The organism is Pseudomonas segetis, from assembly GCF_900188155.1.
In the GTDB taxonomy this organism is placed as follows: Bacteria; Pseudomonadota; Gammaproteobacteria; order Pseudomonadales; family Pseudomonadaceae; genus Aquipseudomonas; species Aquipseudomonas segetis.
This window is the reverse complement of record NZ_FZOG01000008.1, coordinates 99,157-113,054: the sequence shown is the minus strand read 5'-3', so window position 1 is coordinate 113,054 and position 13,898 is coordinate 99,157. Positions and strand designations below refer to the sequence as shown.

11 protein-coding genes are annotated in these 13,898 nt (G+C 55.9%); 8 read left to right on the top strand and 3 right to left on the bottom strand.

The window, feature by feature from the left end; all coding sequences use genetic code 11:
* The first annotated feature begins 166 nt into the window (after window positions 1–166).
* From CHB79_RS20280 to CHB79_RS20265, 4 genes are all read left to right on the top strand, one after another.
* Window positions 167–1,165, top strand: a complete 999-nt coding sequence (locus CHB79_RS20280) for a DctP family TRAP transporter solute-binding subunit (RefSeq protein ID WP_010485992.1) — start codon at window positions 167–169, stop codon at window positions 1,163–1,165.
* Between the two features lie 48 nt (window positions 1,166–1,213).
* Entirely contained in the window at window positions 1,214–1,690 is a 477-nt protein-coding gene (locus CHB79_RS20275) for a TRAP transporter small permease (protein ID WP_010485994.1), read from the top strand.
* The gene (locus tag CHB79_RS20270; RefSeq protein WP_089361226.1) at window positions 1,680–2,975 is read left to right on the top strand and encodes a TRAP transporter large permease; all 1,296 of its coding nucleotides are present in this window, start codon (window positions 1,680–1,682) and stop codon (window positions 2,973–2,975) included. The genes CHB79_RS20275 and CHB79_RS20270 overlap by 11 nt, the downstream gene beginning before the upstream one ends.
* Before the next feature lie 265 nt (window positions 2,976–3,240).
* Window positions 3,241–4,338: a GGDEF domain-containing protein gene (locus CHB79_RS20265; RefSeq protein ID WP_010485999.1), complete on the top strand. Its 1,098-nt coding sequence runs from the start codon at window positions 3,241–3,243 to the stop codon at window positions 4,336–4,338.
* Window positions 4,339–4,371: 33 nt separating this feature from the next.
* Here the strand turns inward: CHB79_RS20265 and CHB79_RS20260 are convergent, their stop codons facing one another.
* Together CHB79_RS20260 and CHB79_RS20250 are read right to left on the bottom strand one after the other, a co-directional pair.
* Window positions 4,372–5,334, bottom strand: coding sequence for a class I SAM-dependent methyltransferase (locus CHB79_RS20260; RefSeq protein WP_089361225.1), 963 nt, complete (start codon window positions 5,332–5,334; stop codon window positions 4,372–4,374).
* 613 nt (window positions 5,335–5,947) lie between these two features.
* Window positions 5,948–7,030: a zinc-binding dehydrogenase gene (locus CHB79_RS20250; protein WP_089361223.1), complete on the bottom strand. Its 1,083-nt coding sequence runs from the start codon at window positions 7,028–7,030 to the stop codon at window positions 5,948–5,950.
* Between the two features lie 245 nt (window positions 7,031–7,275).
* On the opposite strand from CHB79_RS20250, the gene CHB79_RS20245 reads away from it, so the two are divergent.
* Window positions 7,276–8,046, top strand: a complete 771-nt coding sequence (locus CHB79_RS20245; RefSeq protein ID WP_089361222.1) for a glucose 1-dehydrogenase — start codon at window positions 7,276–7,278, stop codon at window positions 8,044–8,046.
* A gap of 145 nt (window positions 8,047–8,191) precedes the next feature.
* Here CHB79_RS20245 and CHB79_RS20240 read toward each other — a convergent pair whose 3' ends face one another.
* Window positions 8,192–9,208, bottom strand: coding sequence for an AraC family transcriptional regulator (locus CHB79_RS20240; RefSeq protein WP_089361221.1), 1,017 nt, complete (start codon window positions 9,206–9,208; stop codon window positions 8,192–8,194).
* A gap of 415 nt (window positions 9,209–9,623) precedes the next feature.
* Here CHB79_RS20240 and CHB79_RS20230 point away from each other — a divergent pair, with 415 nt between their 5' ends.
* The 3 genes from CHB79_RS20230 to CHB79_RS20220 all read left to right on the top strand — a co-directional run bounded on the left by CHB79_RS20230 (window position 9,624) and on the right by CHB79_RS20220 (window position 13,896).
* On the top strand, window positions 9,624–11,486 hold the full coding sequence (locus CHB79_RS20230) for a DUF1302 domain-containing protein (RefSeq protein ID WP_089361219.1): 1,863 nt from the start codon (window positions 9,624–9,626) through the stop codon (window positions 11,484–11,486).
* 27 nt (window positions 11,487–11,513) lie between these two features.
* A complete protein-coding gene (locus CHB79_RS20225; RefSeq protein WP_089361218.1) occupies window positions 11,514–12,869 on the top strand; it encodes a DUF1329 domain-containing protein in 1,356 nt (451 codons plus the stop codon).
* 76 nt (window positions 12,870–12,945) lie between these two features.
* A complete protein-coding gene (locus CHB79_RS20220) occupies window positions 12,946–13,896 on the top strand; it encodes a WD40/YVTN/BNR-like repeat-containing protein (RefSeq protein WP_245851600.1) in 951 nt (316 codons plus the stop codon).
* The last annotated feature ends 2 nt before the right edge of the window (window positions 13,897–13,898 follow it).

Sequence of the window (13,898 nt, the reverse complement as noted above, 5' to 3'; positions counted from 1 at the left end):
ACGAGCGGTTTCAACGCATAAATGCGTGCATTTGGTGCCGACCCGGCACACCCAGGCGACTCATCCGCTCGCCGCTGGATCTGCCGAACACAGTTTTGAATGCTGTGATCGAGCCTTGAGCCTTACTAAATAAAAAAACGATATCGATCCACATCAAGGATGCCCGATGAAATTTCCCCGTTGCTTTACGCTGCTGGCAACTGCCGCTGCCTTGTCCGTAGCCATGACTGCCCAGGCGCGCGAATACTCAGTTTCAACCGTCCTCTCGGATGCATTTCCGTGGGGACAGGCTGCGCAGAAATGGGCAGACCTGGTCAAGGAACGCTCTGAAGGACGCATCACCCTGCGGGTCTATCCGAACGCTCAACTGGTTGCCGGCGACCAGACCAAGGAGTTTTCGGCCATGCGCTCCGGGCTGATTGATATGGCGGTTGGCTCGACCATCAACTGGTCGCCACAGGTGCCGGAACTCAATCTGTTCTCGGTTCCCTTCCTGATGAAGGATAACGCCGACCTGGATGCCATTACCCAGGGCGAGGCGGGCAAGCTGGCCTTCGCTGCTATCGAGAAGCGCGGCATCATGCCCTTGGCCTGGGGCGAGAACGGCTTTCGTGAACTGTCCAACTCGGTCAAGCCTCTGCGTGCACCGGCTGATCTTGCTGGCTTGAAAATCCGGGTAGTGGGTTCGCCCTTGTTCCAGGATACCTTCACTGCGCTGGGCGCCAATCCAACGCAAATGAGCTGGTCAGATGCCAAGCCAGCATTGACCACTGGTGCGGTTGATGGCCAGGAAAACCCGATCTCGGTGTTCGACGTCGCGCGGGTTGATCAGGTGGGTCAAAAGTACCTGACGCTTTGGCACTACATGGCTGATCCCCTGATCTTTGCGGTCAACCAGCGGGTCTGGAAAGGCCTGCCTGAAGCCGATCGCGAACTGCTGAGCCAAGCTGCTCTGGATGCTGGCAAGTGGGAGATCGAGCTGTCGCGTGGCCAGCAGGCACAACGCTTGGCTGATATCCGTTCGCGCGGTGTGGAAGTGGTGGAGCTTAGTGATGCCGAGCGCAGCGCGTTCGTTGAGGCCACGCAAAGCGTCAAGCAAAGCTGGGCGCCGAAAATTGGCCCGCAGTTGATGAAGGCTGCCGAAGACGCCATCGCCAAACCCTGATCCTGTGTGACCCGCAAGCCCGGGGCTTGTGGGTGTTTTGAGGTGTATATGAATAAACAACCGGACGCACGCCTGGAGCGTGCGCTGGCGACGCTGGCGCTGGTCATCATCAGCCTGATCAGCCTGGCTAACGTAGTAGTGCGCTATTTCACCAATGCATCCTTTGCATTCACTGAAGAGTTTTCGGTGTTCTTGCTGGTTATCCTGACCTTCGCCGGTGCGTCAGCTGCATTGCGCCGTAATCGGCATATTCGCATTGGCATGCTCGAACGCATGTTTCCGGCACTGCGCACACCTTTGATTGTGTTGCAGTGGCTGGCGGCGGTGACAGTACTGGGCTTGATTGTCTGGTATGGCGGTCAATTCGCGCTTGAGGAATACCAATGGGATTCTGAATCGCCAGGCTTGGGCTTGCCCAACTGGTGGTACGTGGTGTGGTTGCCATTGCTGGCCCTGTTGATGTTGTTCCGACTGACCCAGATGACCCTTGATCGACTGCGCGGGAGACTCAGCGATGAGCCCTGACCTGTGGTTGATTGTCAGCTTTATCGGCTTATTGGTACTTGGCGTCCCTGTTGCGTTTGCCCTGGGCCTGTCCGGCGCTATCGGCATAGTGGCCGGGCTCTCCCCGGACATGCTGGCGACCCTGGGCACCAACACCTATAACGGTGTCGCCAAATACCCGCTGATTGCTATCCCGTTGTTTATCCTCACCGGCCTGGTGTTTGAAAAGGCCGGTGTGGCCCTGCGCCTGGTGCGCTTTGCCCAGGCGCTCATCGGGCCACGTCATGGCGGCCTGGCGCTGGTTGCGATCCTGGTCTGCCTGATCATGGGCGGCATGAGCGGCTCCGGTCCGGCCGATGCCGCGGCCGTGGCCATGGTGATGTTGCCGAGCATGACCAAGGCCGGATACCCAAAACCCTTTTCTGCAACGCTGATTGCGGCGTCCGCCTCCACTGCGATTCTAATTCCGCCTTCGATTGCCTTGATACTCTATTCAATAGTGGTCCCGGGCGTGGACTTGCGTGCGCTGTTTGCTGCCGGCCTGTTCCCTGGAATCATTGCGGGTCTGGTGTTGCTGCTGCCCGCATGGTTGCTGTCGCGCCATTACGGCTGGGAGTCACCGGATAGTGCGGAGCGTCCTCCGGTATGGATGAGTTTTAAACAGGTCCTGCCTGCCTTGTTTGCTCCGGTCATCATCCTGGGAGGCCTGCGCAGCGGGCTGTTCACGCCGACCGAAGCCGCCGTGGTGGGCGTTGCCTATGGCGTGGCGATTGGCTTGTTTATCACCCGTGATCTCGACTGGCGCAGCCTGTGGAAACTATGCGGCGAAGCCGCGATGATCTCTGGCGTAGTGATGCTGATCATTGCCCTGGCCGGTATATTCGCCTGGGCAGGAACCATGCTCGGTACATTCCGTCATTTGGCTGAATGGCTGATCTCGCTGTCGGACAACAGCACGGTGTTGCTGATACTGGTGATGGTGGCGGTATTGCTCGCGGGGATGTTGCTTGATGCAATATCGATCTACCTCATCCTGATGCCAATCCTGATTCCGGTCATGCAGCATTTTGGCTGGAACCCGGTGTGGTTCGGTATTCTGCTGGCCATGAACATTGCTATCGGCCAGTTCACCCCACCTGTTGCGATCAACCTCATGGTGACGGCTGAGGTGGCCAAGATACGCCTGGAACAAACCGTGGGTTGGGCACTGTTATTCGTATTGGTGATGGGCAGCGCGCTGGTGCTGGTCGCTGTATTCCCGGAAATTGCACTCTGGCTGCCGCGTGTATTGGGCTATGCGGTCTGACGGCCAGGCCTCGCGCTTTCAGCCCTGAGAAGCGCGAGGCCTGGGGCCGCTCAAGCCTCTGCAGTTACTTGCAAGATGCACTCAATACTCTTTAATTAGGCTGCATGCAGGGAGAGGTTCCATGGATATTGGAGCCTCTGCTTAATTAATTTCTCTGCGCGAGGGCTATCAACGCCATGGGCTTGTATAGTGGCAATTGTTCACTATGGTGCTATTGCAGTGCTATAACTGGATAAGAAGTTACCCACGCGGTCAGGATAATAGGATGTCACTGTTGCGCCCCCAGCACCGCATTAACGACGAGCTAATCGCTTCGGGTATCGAAGACGCCAGCAAGCGTACATTGATGCGGATTATTTTGATCGCGACTGGCATTACGCTAAGTGGCTTTGCGGTCTTGCAGTTCCTTTCCGGCAATCACCTGTTCGCTCTGTTCGAACTCTGCGCCTCGGTGCTACTGGTGTTGGGCGGCTGGCGGATTGTCTATACCCGGCACCTGACTCCCTGGGTGTACCTCTACGTCCTGCCGACCGCATGTTTTCTGGTCTACATCATCGTCATGCCGCAAGCCTCGGCGACTGCATTCGTATGGATCTACATGATTCCATTGCTCAGTTATCTCTTGCTTGGCCGGGCCCGGGGGTTTCTGGTCGCGGTGCCCTTCATGGTGGTGTCGACGCTCTTGTACTTCCAGCAGCATCGCTACGATTTGGATGCCGAAGGCTTGATCGATGTAGGCAATGCTATCCTTTGCGGCCTGTTGACCATCGCCTTTGTGCATATCTACGAGACCCTGCGTGCGCAAGCCTATCGTCAGCTTGAGCGGCTGGCGCAGACCGATGCCTTGACCGGGGTCGACAGTCGCGGTTGCTTCCAGCAGGCGCTGGAACGCAGTATCCAGGAAGCCGAGCGCAGCAATCTGGCTGTGGTTCTGGTGATCCTCGATGTCGACCATTTCAAGCAAGTGAATGATCAGTGGGGCCACGTGGCCGGTGACATGGCGCTCAAACACCTGTGCTCGTCAATCTTGAAGCGTTTGCGCGCCACTGACAGCATGGGCCGGCTGGGGGGCGAAGAGTTTGGCCTGCTGCTGCGAAATACCGATCTCAAAGGTGCCAAGCCTCTGGTCGAAGACTTGCGCAAACAACTGGCCAGCTCGCCCTTGCTCTACGGCAAGCAGCAGATTCAACTCTCGGCAACCTTTGGCGTGGCTGAATGGCCAAGCGATGGGCGCAGTGTCGACGAACTCTATCGCTGTGCAGACCGACGCCTGTATTACGGCAAACAGCAGGGGCGTAACCAGCTGGTGACGGCGGATGAGGCTGGGGTAAAGGCAGATCTGGTCGGCGGTGCCAGCGCCTGAGCCTGGTCGGTTGAGAGCCTGCCAGGCAACTGGTTATTGAGCTGTTTGCCCAGTAGCTGTCGATTGGCTAAATACCAGTGCCTTCAAACCACTGTCTGGGTCAATGTCGGCAAATTCCGGCGGGTTGGCCAGGCGCTGCTCGAACCGCAAGCCCGGTGCATCATTGGCCATGCCATCAATCAGGAACTGCGGACCGACATCAGGGTCGTTGACGCAGGCCAGCACCAGGCCCTGCTCGGTCAGCAGCGTTGGCAGGCGGCGGATGATGCGCTGGTAATCCTTGCTCAAGGCAAAGCTGCCTTTCTGGAAGGACGGCGGATCGATAATGATCAAGTCATAGGGGCCGAGCTTGCTGACCTTGCCCCAGGACTTGAACAGCTCGTGTCCGAGGAAGCTTACCCGGCTCATGTCATGCTGGTTAAGGCGGTGATTGTCGCGGCCACGACTCAAGGCGGCACGCGCCATATCCAGGTTGACCACATGCTCGGCGCCACCTGCGATTGCCGCCAGGGAAAACCCGCAGGTGTAGGCGAATAGATTCAACACCCGCTTGCCTTGTGCATGTTCGCGTACCCATTGGCGGCCCAGGCGCATGTCGAGAAACAAGCCGTTGTTTTGTTTCTTGCCCAGGTCGAGCAGGTAGTTCAGGCCGTCTTCACTGATCACACGTTCATCAACCATCTCGCCATGAAGCACCTCCATGCTGCTGTCCTGCAGGTAGCGATGGTGCAGCAGCAACGTCTGCGCCTGGCTGGCCTGCCAGGCCGTCGATTGGGTCAGTTGCATCAGCATCTGTTTCAGGGCTGTAAGCTCGCCTGCCTCGGGCTCGCGGAACAGCGACACCAATAGAACGCCTTGCAGCCAGTCAGCGGTGACGTGCTCAAGCCCCGCCCAGAGGCGACCGCGACCATGGAACAGGCGGCGTGTTTCAGCAGGAACATGGTTGAGGGCTTCGGTCAGCTGGATGCTGAGGGTGTTCAGGGCTGCAGGATTCATAAATCACGACGTTTGCAAAGTTGCCCGCCATTTTAAATGGCAAGTCTCTGATCGGGTTGGAAAATTTCAAGCGCAGTTGTGATGCCCTGTAACCATGGGTTGTCGAGGCGCCTTAGGCTTGTCGTTAAATGACAACTGGCTGACAGGAAATGACAATTAGTCCGAAAAGGGGAGTGCGATTATTCAGGTCAAATAACAAGTAAATCCCTACGAGGGGAGATTCAACATATGCGCAATCATCTAATTGCACTGTCGCTTGTGAGTATTTTCCTGGGTAGCGCCTGGGCCATAAAAACAGATGTCCAGGCTAAAAAACCTGTAAGCCCCAGCGTTAGCATCGCCCAGGTTTTCAGCAGCCACTGATAGCGCTTTCTCTCCAGGCAGCACAGGCGACTTAGCATAAGCGGTGATTTCCGCTTGTCGCCATGGCGCAATCGCGCTGCAGATGTGAGCTGCCTCGTCATCCCCATTTCAACTTTGCTGCTTCACAATCCTACCCGGCGTCTGGATGGCTACGCGTGCTGATTCAAAGTTGACTCACAGTCCCTTACAGGCTGCACAGGTGGCGATAAACCATCGGGTGCAGCCTGTATTCGTGCAGGGTCGGTAAGCGTTATGCGTTCGGACGAATCATGACCTTGATTTGATCTTGTGGCGTGGCCAGTTGCTCGAAAGCATCGGCGATTTGCGAGAGCGGTACATCGTCAGTGATCATCGCACTGGCATCGAGCTCACCTTCGGCCAAATGGTGCAGGGTTTGGGCAAACTCCTCGGCCGAATAGAAGCTGGCAAAGCCCAGGTTCAACTCTTTCATCACTGGGAACACCGGTTCAATCTGGTCTGCCTGCATGCACAACCCGACAACCATGATGCGTGCGCCATACACGGCCCCAGCCATGACCTGCTGGATCATGCCAGGCACGCCTACACATTCGAAAATCACCGAAGGACGACGCCCTGTTCCGCCGAGCATTGGCGATATGGCGCCGAACAGCTCAGCATCATCGGTCTTGGCGGCTTGCTCCCAGGCTTCGTACGGCGACTGCTGGCGCGGATCGACCACCACATCGGCGCCGAGTTTTTTCGCCTGGGCCAGGCGTCCGGCAGAGAAGTCAGCCGCAACAATGGGTTCGATGCCACGCATTTTCAGCACGGCGATAATGGCCAGGCCGATAGGGCCACAACCGACGACAAGGGGGACGTCGCGCTGCGTGATCTTGGCCTGGTTAACGGCATGAAGTGCTACCGCCATGGGTTCGGTGAGTGCCGCCATTTCACTGCTCAAGCCATTGGGGACAGCAAAGGCCATACGGCTGTCGATGGTCATGCGTTGTGCAAAGCCGCCCGGAATATCGGTGGGGGCTGAACCAATAAAGACCATGCCGTCTTCTCGCGCTAGAAATGGCAAGGCTACAACCCGGTCGCCGCTCTTAAAGCGTGAGTCGCCCTTGAGCGGTTCAAGAACCTCCGCACAAAATTCATGGCCAAGGGAAATTGGCTTGCTGGGATCAACAATGGCCTTGCCCAAGGCGCGCAGGCTGGAGTCACTCATTTCCCTGGCATTATGAACGCAATGCAAATCCGAGCCGCAAACGCCGCAGACCAATGAGCTGACAAGCAACTCGTGGGCCTTGGGGATTGGCTCGGCAACATCCTCGATCCTGAGCGTTTTATCTATAACTACTGCGGCTTTCATGGCAGTTCCTTATGGGGTTCGGCTGCAATTACCTACGGATATTGGGCTGAAGAACGGGCCTGTAATTGTCATTAGGCACCTAATTTTTGGCATTTGACGTCAGCCATGGTGATATTTCAGGCTGGCGCAATATGTCAAATACTGGGCGTGAAATGCACAGCGAAAATGCATTGCCAGGCGCAACCATGCAGTTCGATTAAAAATTTGCCTTCCTTAATCCCCGGGAGGCATGTGAGGAGTCGCAAATGCGTTTACAAAATAAGATCGTTCTGGTGACCGGAGCAGCCTCGGGTATGGGCCTAGCTTTTACTCGCCGTCTTGCAGCCGAAGGTGCCAAGGTTTATTTCACCGATATCAATGCCGAGGCTGGCAAGTGCGCCGAAGTGGAGTTGCGTGAGCAGGGCCTGGATGTGATTTTCGACAGGCATGACGTCACCAGTGAAGAAGACTGGTCGCGCGTGTTGGGTGTGATTCACGACAAAGAACGGCGTCTCGATGTACTGGTCAATAACGCGGGCATGGTCATCCCTGGCAGCATCGAAGAATGCACCCTGAGCGACTTTGATCGCACCATGGATGTGAACCTGCGCAGTGTATTTATTGGCTGCAAGCAGTCATTGCCATTGATGAAAGACAATGGCGGCTCAATCATCAACATGTCATCAATTACGGCAATCTGCGGCGAACCCGCGGCGCTCTCATACAGCACCTCTAAAGCAGGGGTGCGTTTCCTGTCCAAGTCGGTTGCTTTGCATTGCGCGGCCAAGGGCTACCCCATCCGCGTCAACAGCTTGCACCCTGGCTACATTGAAACGCCATTGGTGGCAGATGCCACTCAGGCCATCGGCGAAGAAGCCGGGCGGGAGTTCCATGCACGGTTAATGCAAGAGATCCCATTCAAGCGTCTTGGAAAGCCTGACGAAGTGGCCGGTGCGGTGGTGTTTCTTGCCAGTGATGATTCTGTCTATGTCACAGGTACGGAAATGGTTGTCGATGGTGGCTACGCGTGCCACTAAGGCCCCCGGGGAACAGGCTCGATATGACTGCGTTAAAAAACTTATCGCAGCCTTTGGGTTGCTACTTCCCTTGATCGTTGCGCCTTGTCCTGTCTTTGCCTGCTACCTTTTTCAGCGGTTGCCACGCTGAAAAAGGTAGCCCTTGTCATAGTTGCGTCTCTTGCAGTTGCTTGCGCCGCTCCTTGGGCGAGATCGCATGCCAGCGCCGGCAGGCGCGATTAAACGAACTTTGCTCGGCATAGCCGAGCAGGCCCGCCACTTGCGCCATGGGCATTTTGGCTTCCACCAGGTAGCGGTCAGCCAGATCCATACGAGTTCGGTCAACCAGTTCTTCGAACAACACATCGCGCTCGGCCAGCCGGCGTTGCAGTGAACGTTCGCGCATGCCCAGTCGTTCGGCAATCAAGGGCAGGCTGCAGCGCTGGGTCGGCAATAGGCGCAGTATCAGTTGCTCGACCTGGTTGCAGATATCCAGCGGATTGGCGTCACTGATGGTGCTGACATAATCGATCAGGGTGTCATGCAGCTCCTGGTTGTGTTGGTCAATAACCTTGCTCAGATGCTCAGCTCGCATAACCAGTGCATTGCTCGCCTGACCGAAATAGACGTGTGTGCCAAAGAAGCGCTGATAGCGTATTGGCGGCAAGGTTGAGGTGGTGCGCATCATGACCGACTCGGCTTTAAAACTACTGCCAAACAGCATTTGCAGGGTTTTATGGGCGACACCGAGGGACAGCTCGGTTATTTGCCGGATCCGAGTCAAACCGGGCAGATGGACTTCCAATATCAATTGCGGGCGAGCGGGATCGGTTTTGATGTCGAGTTCAAGCAAAATGCCTGGGGTGTAGATATGCAAGAACTTGGCTATTTCTTGCAGGGCCCCACCCACGGTTGATGAGTTCTGGGCAATAACCGCCAGTGGGCCAAGAATCATCATGCTTTGCCGCTCGGCAAGCTGGAGGCCAAAGTCAGCACAGTTTAGTTGTTCTGCTGAATATTCCAGCAAGTTGATCATTGAACGATAAGAAATGACAGCGGAAATGCTCTCGAGCAATTGCGGCTCGATATTGAAGCGCTTGAGCATTTTGTCGGGGTTGCCACCCAGCTCACGAACAAGTTCTGGGAAGCCAGTGAGCGATGTAATTCTTATAAGTGCAGTCATAGGGCAAATAGCTGTGGATCAATGCCAAAGACTATGATCCTTGCTGCTGTTTAACGCCACTCTTTCTAAGAACTCTCCAGGCTACCTGCTGGTAAACCCCATATTTTTTAGGGATTGCTGATTGGTTTATGAAGCCAGGTCGCCTCGCTCAGAAGGGATGATGCAGCTCTGATTTAAGCGTCCTTGGTGGTCAGGAATCGACCGACTGGTTCTAATTGGAGTTTGCCGGAAGGAGATCTGCGCGCTTTATCGGGTATTGGGTATTTCAGGCTAAAGCTGACAGCTAATGGCAAAAAGGTGTCATTAAAAGACAAAAGGTTCAGCAGGCTGATAAGCATAATGTCGACCACAACAAAAATGCTCATCCTAGGCGCGCAGTAAGTGCCGAGGGCAAGAGCGCACCCGGAGGTCGCCAATGCATAACAATAAATCGAATTTCTGTGCCTTGCTAAAACCACTATCCATTGCGGTCGCCTGTGTCAGCGCTGGCTCTGCAAATGCCATTTCCTTCCAGACTGAAAACGGCTGGGAAGGGCAATGGAACACCACGCTTACTATTGGTTCGCAGTGGCGGGCCGAAGATCAGGACAGCGCCCTGTATAACTCATTCAACGGTGCCTCTGTCGGTAAGTCCGGTGGTACCAGTGGCACAGTCGACGCTGGCAACCTCAACTACGACAAGGGTGATCGCTTCTCAACCATTGGCAAGTTCGTGACTGACTTGTCGATGCGCAATGGCGACCTGGGTGGTTTTATCCGTGTTAAGGGTTGGTACGACTACACCCTTGATCATGAGGATGTGAATTACGGCAACATCTCCAACGGCTATCAAAAGAAGCCATTGGACGATGACGGCTACAGCGACCTGCAAAAATACAAGGGCCTGTACCTGCTCGACTCCTATGTCTACAACACCTTTTATTTTGATGACACCCCGGTTCAGGCCCGCCTGGGTCGTCAGGTCGTTAACTGGGGTGAGAGCCTTTATATCCAAGGCATCAACCAGATCAACCCGCTCGACGTTCCAGCCCTTCGCCGCCCGGGTACCGAGCTTAAAGAAGCACTGATCCCCGTTTGGATGGGCTACCTCAATATCGGTTTGCCAGCAGGCATTTCGATGGAGGCCTTTTACCAGCTCAAGTATGAAAGCACCGAGGTTGAAGGCTGCGGCCATTACTGGTCGGTGACCGAAAGCAACATCGGCCAGTCATTTGGCGATTGCGATGTGGGTGCTTTGCTGGGTGGTGCTGGTACTTCTGCAGACCGCGTAAATAGTGGCCGTTATGTACCTCAGTACAAGGGTGACAAGCCGAGCGACAGCGGCCAGTGGGGCTTGTCTTTCCGTATTCCGGTGGATGCCCTGGATGGCGAAGTCGGCCTGTACTACATGAACTACCACTCGCGCACTCCGTACTTGAGCGTGCGTAACGGTAATCCAGGTTCGCCAAAGCAGTTTGATGGTGCGCAATCAGTGGTGGTTGGTGCAACGGGCCAGACCCCCGGGCCTGCCTGGGAGTATCCAGAAGATATTCGTTTGTTTGGCGCAAGCTTCACCACCGCAATTGGTGGCTGGTCTATCGGCAGCGAGCTGAGCTACTCGCCAAACCAGCCTGTGCAGCTTAATGGTGCTGACTTGCTTAACGGTGCCATTGGCGGTGTAGGTCCTCTGGCGGAGTTGCAGCAGACCGTAATACTCGAGGGCGCATCGATGACCGAAGGCTGGGATCGTTATGAAAAGACCCAGTTCCAAATCAACGGTGTCAACCTCTATCCAAACGTGCTGGGCGCACAAAACCTGACCGTGGTGGGTGAGGTCGGCTTCCAGTGGAATAACGTGCCGCAAAGCGAGGGTGATCGTCGCTATGGCCGTGGCTTTATCTACGGCCTGGGCTCGGATCCATCTATTCCTGCTGGTGGCAGCACCTGCTCGAACCCGGTTGCAGGTTTGGTCAACAGCAGTCCTCAAGGTTGCAAGAACGATGGTTACGTAACCGATTTCGCCTGGGGTTATCGCCTGCGCGGACAGCTGGATTACAACAACGTATTTGGCACCAGCATTACGGCATCGCCCTTTGTTTTCCTCGGCCAGGACGTGGACGGCGTGTCGATGGACGGCCAATTCAACGAAGGCCGACTCACCACCTCGATTGGCCTGAGCCTGGATTACAACAAGCAGCAAAAAATCGATTTGAGCTATGTCAGCTTCGATAACAGCGCTCAGTACGACCCGCTGCACGACCGTGATTTCTATGCAGCGAGCTACAGCTATAGCTTCTAACAAATAGAACAACCAGAGGTTCTGTAAATGATAAATAAAATAAATTCTGCTCGAATGGGTGGGCTCACTGTTGCTGTACTGCTCGCGCTGAGCGGTACGGCCCAGGCTAAAATTACTGCTGATGAGGCCGCGCGCCTCGGGGCTGACCTGACCCCGCTAGGTGGCGAAATGGCGGGTAACGCCGACGGTTCCATTCCTGCCTATACTGGCGGTATGGCTCAGCCACCTGCGGGTTGGAGCGCTAGCCAGGGTTATGTTGATCCCTTCGCTGACGAGAAACCGCTATTTACCATTACTGCGGCCAACCTGGCCCAGTACAAGGACAAAGTGACCCCTGGCATGCAGGCGTTGCTGGCCAAGTACCCAAGTTTCAAAATGCCGGTATACACCACTCACCGTACTGCCATGGTACCGGCTGATGTGGCAGCCAAGGTCAAGCAAGAAGCAGTCAATGCTGAGCTTAACGGCTTTGGCCTGGTCAACCTCAATGGTTCGACGACGCCGTTCCCGATCCCGAAGAATGGTCTAGAGGCTATCTGGAACCACACCGTGCGTTATCTGGGTGGCGGTCTTGAACGTAGCTACAGCTCTTTCCCGGTGCGTGGCAGTGGTGACTACTACAACCTGCGCATTAAAGAGAATCGCGTATTTGACGCCAACATGGACAAGCAGTCGGACAACCGCTTGCTTAACTACACCGCACGCTTTCTCTCGCCTGCGACCCTGGCAGGTACGGTGCAGTTGGTGCACGAGCCTATCGACCAGGTCAAGGAAGTGCGCAACGCGTGGATCTACAACACCGGCCAGCGCCGCGTTCGTCGCGCTCCCGACCTTGCCTACGATAACGTCAACGACGGTACAGAAGGCTTGCGGGTAACCGATGATTTCGACGGTTACAACGGCGCGCCTGATCGCTTTGACTGGAAGCTGGTCGGCAAGAAAGAAATGTACATCCCATACAACGACTACAAGCTCGGTTCCAAGGACGTCAAGTACAAGGACATCCTTACACCGAGCACGCCAAACCCTGACTACATGCGCTACGAGCTGCACCGCGTATGGGTGGTTGAAGGCACCTTGCGTAAAGATGCCAAGCACGTCTACGGCAAGCGGACCATGTACCTCGACGAGGACTCCTGGACCGTCGTGGCTTCGGATGCATATGACACCCGTGGCACGCTGTGGCGCGTTGGCGTTCACCCGATGATCCAGTTCTACGATGCCCAAGTGCCTTGGTATCGCGCCAACATCTGGCATGACCTGAGCAACGGTGGTTACTACTTGGCCGGCCTGGCTAACGAAGAGTCCACACCATGGAAATTCGGGATCAAGGGTCGTTACGTTGACTTCCAGCCGGACGCACTGCGCCGCCTGGGCAAGTAACAGCTTCTACGTCTTTCCGGCACAGCACAGGCTTCCTTCATGGAAGCCTGTGCGTTAGCTATACAGGTTTACCTTTATGTTGTTTTTACGCCACTTGTCATGTCTGGCGGGGGTCTGTCTGGCCTTGGTCAGCGGCTTGAGTTGGGCTGAGAAAGCTCCGCTTGATTATCCGATCCACCCCAGTCGCGTATTGCTGCTCAATATTGTCGATAGCGGCAGGCAGCTTGTAGCCGTGGGTGAGCGCGGCGTGGTCATGCTGTCTGCCGACTCCGCCAAGACCTGGAAAAGTATTCGCACGCCGAGCAACCGCACCCTGACCGGGGTCGCCTTTGACAGCCCGGAAGTAGGTGTGGCCGTAGGTCACGGCGGGGTTGTCTTGCGCACCGAGGATGGCGGTCAATCCTGGAAGTCGATTGAGGCCGACACCAATGGCGATGCGCTGTTGGGCGTCATCTCCATGGGCCAGGGACGCATGGTCACCTGGGGCTCGTTCGGGCTTTTCCTGGTATCCGATGATGCAGGTGCCAGCTGGCAACGAGTCAGCATTATCGATCCTGATTTCGATCGGCATATTTCACAGGTCATTGCCCTCCAGGATGGTCGCTGGCTGCTGGTTGGGGAAAGCGCAACCCTGGCGATATCCGCTGACCGGGGCATGACATGGCAGCGTCTGGAAAGTCCTTACCAGGGCAGTTACTTCGGCGCGTTGCAGACCGCATCGGGCGACCTCTTGCTGTTCGGTATGCGTGGCAACGTCTGGCGATCGTCGGATATGGGCGTCACCTGGAGCAAGACTGAAACGGCTACCACCATGGCCTTTAATGGCGGACTGCAACTCAAGTCCGGGCGCATTGTGCTGTTCGGAAATAGCGGTTTGCTTATGGCCAGCGATGATCAGGGCCAGCAGTTCCAGCGTCTTGCTGCGACCCAGGCAAGCCTGGCCAAGGCCCTGCAGTTAAACGTGGGTCAGGTCGTGGCGGTTGGCGACCGTGGCGTGATGACCATCAATGTCGGGCGCCAGGAGTAACT

Bases quoted from the DNA above. Each gene is read 5' to 3' on its own strand.
- CHB79_RS20240 (WP_089361221.1), bottom strand. From the start codon at position 9,208: ATGACTGCACTTATAAGAATTACATCGCTCACTGGCTTCCCAGAACTT.
- CHB79_RS20275 (WP_010485994.1), top strand. From the start codon at position 1,214: ATGAATAAACAACCGGACGCACGCCTGGAGCGTGCGCTGGCGACGCTG.
- CHB79_RS20225 (WP_089361218.1), top strand. From the start codon at position 11,514: ATGATAAATAAAATAAATTCTGCTCGAATGGGTGGGCTCACTGTTGCT.
- CHB79_RS20230 (WP_089361219.1), top strand. From the start codon at position 9,624: ATGCATAACAATAAATCGAATTTCTGTGCCTTGCTAAAACCACTATCC.
- CHB79_RS20260 (WP_089361225.1), bottom strand. From the start codon at position 5,334: ATGAATCCTGCAGCCCTGAACACCCTCAGCATCCAGCTGACCGAAGCC.
- CHB79_RS20265 (WP_010485999.1), top strand. From the start codon at position 3,241: ATGTCACTGTTGCGCCCCCAGCACCGCATTAACGACGAGCTAATCGCT.
- CHB79_RS20270 (WP_089361226.1), top strand. From the start codon at position 1,680: ATGAGCCCTGACCTGTGGTTGATTGTCAGCTTTATCGGCTTATTGGTA.
- CHB79_RS20220 (WP_245851600.1), top strand. From the start codon at position 12,946: ATGTTGTTTTTACGCCACTTGTCATGTCTGGCGGGGGTCTGTCTGGCC.
- CHB79_RS20245 (WP_089361222.1), top strand. From the start codon at position 7,276: ATGCGTTTACAAAATAAGATCGTTCTGGTGACCGGAGCAGCCTCGGGT.
- CHB79_RS20280 (WP_010485992.1), top strand. From the start codon at position 167: ATGAAATTTCCCCGTTGCTTTACGCTGCTGGCAACTGCCGCTGCCTTG.
- CHB79_RS20250 (WP_089361223.1), bottom strand. From the start codon at position 7,030: ATGAAAGCCGCAGTAGTTATAGATAAAACGCTCAGGATCGAGGATGTT.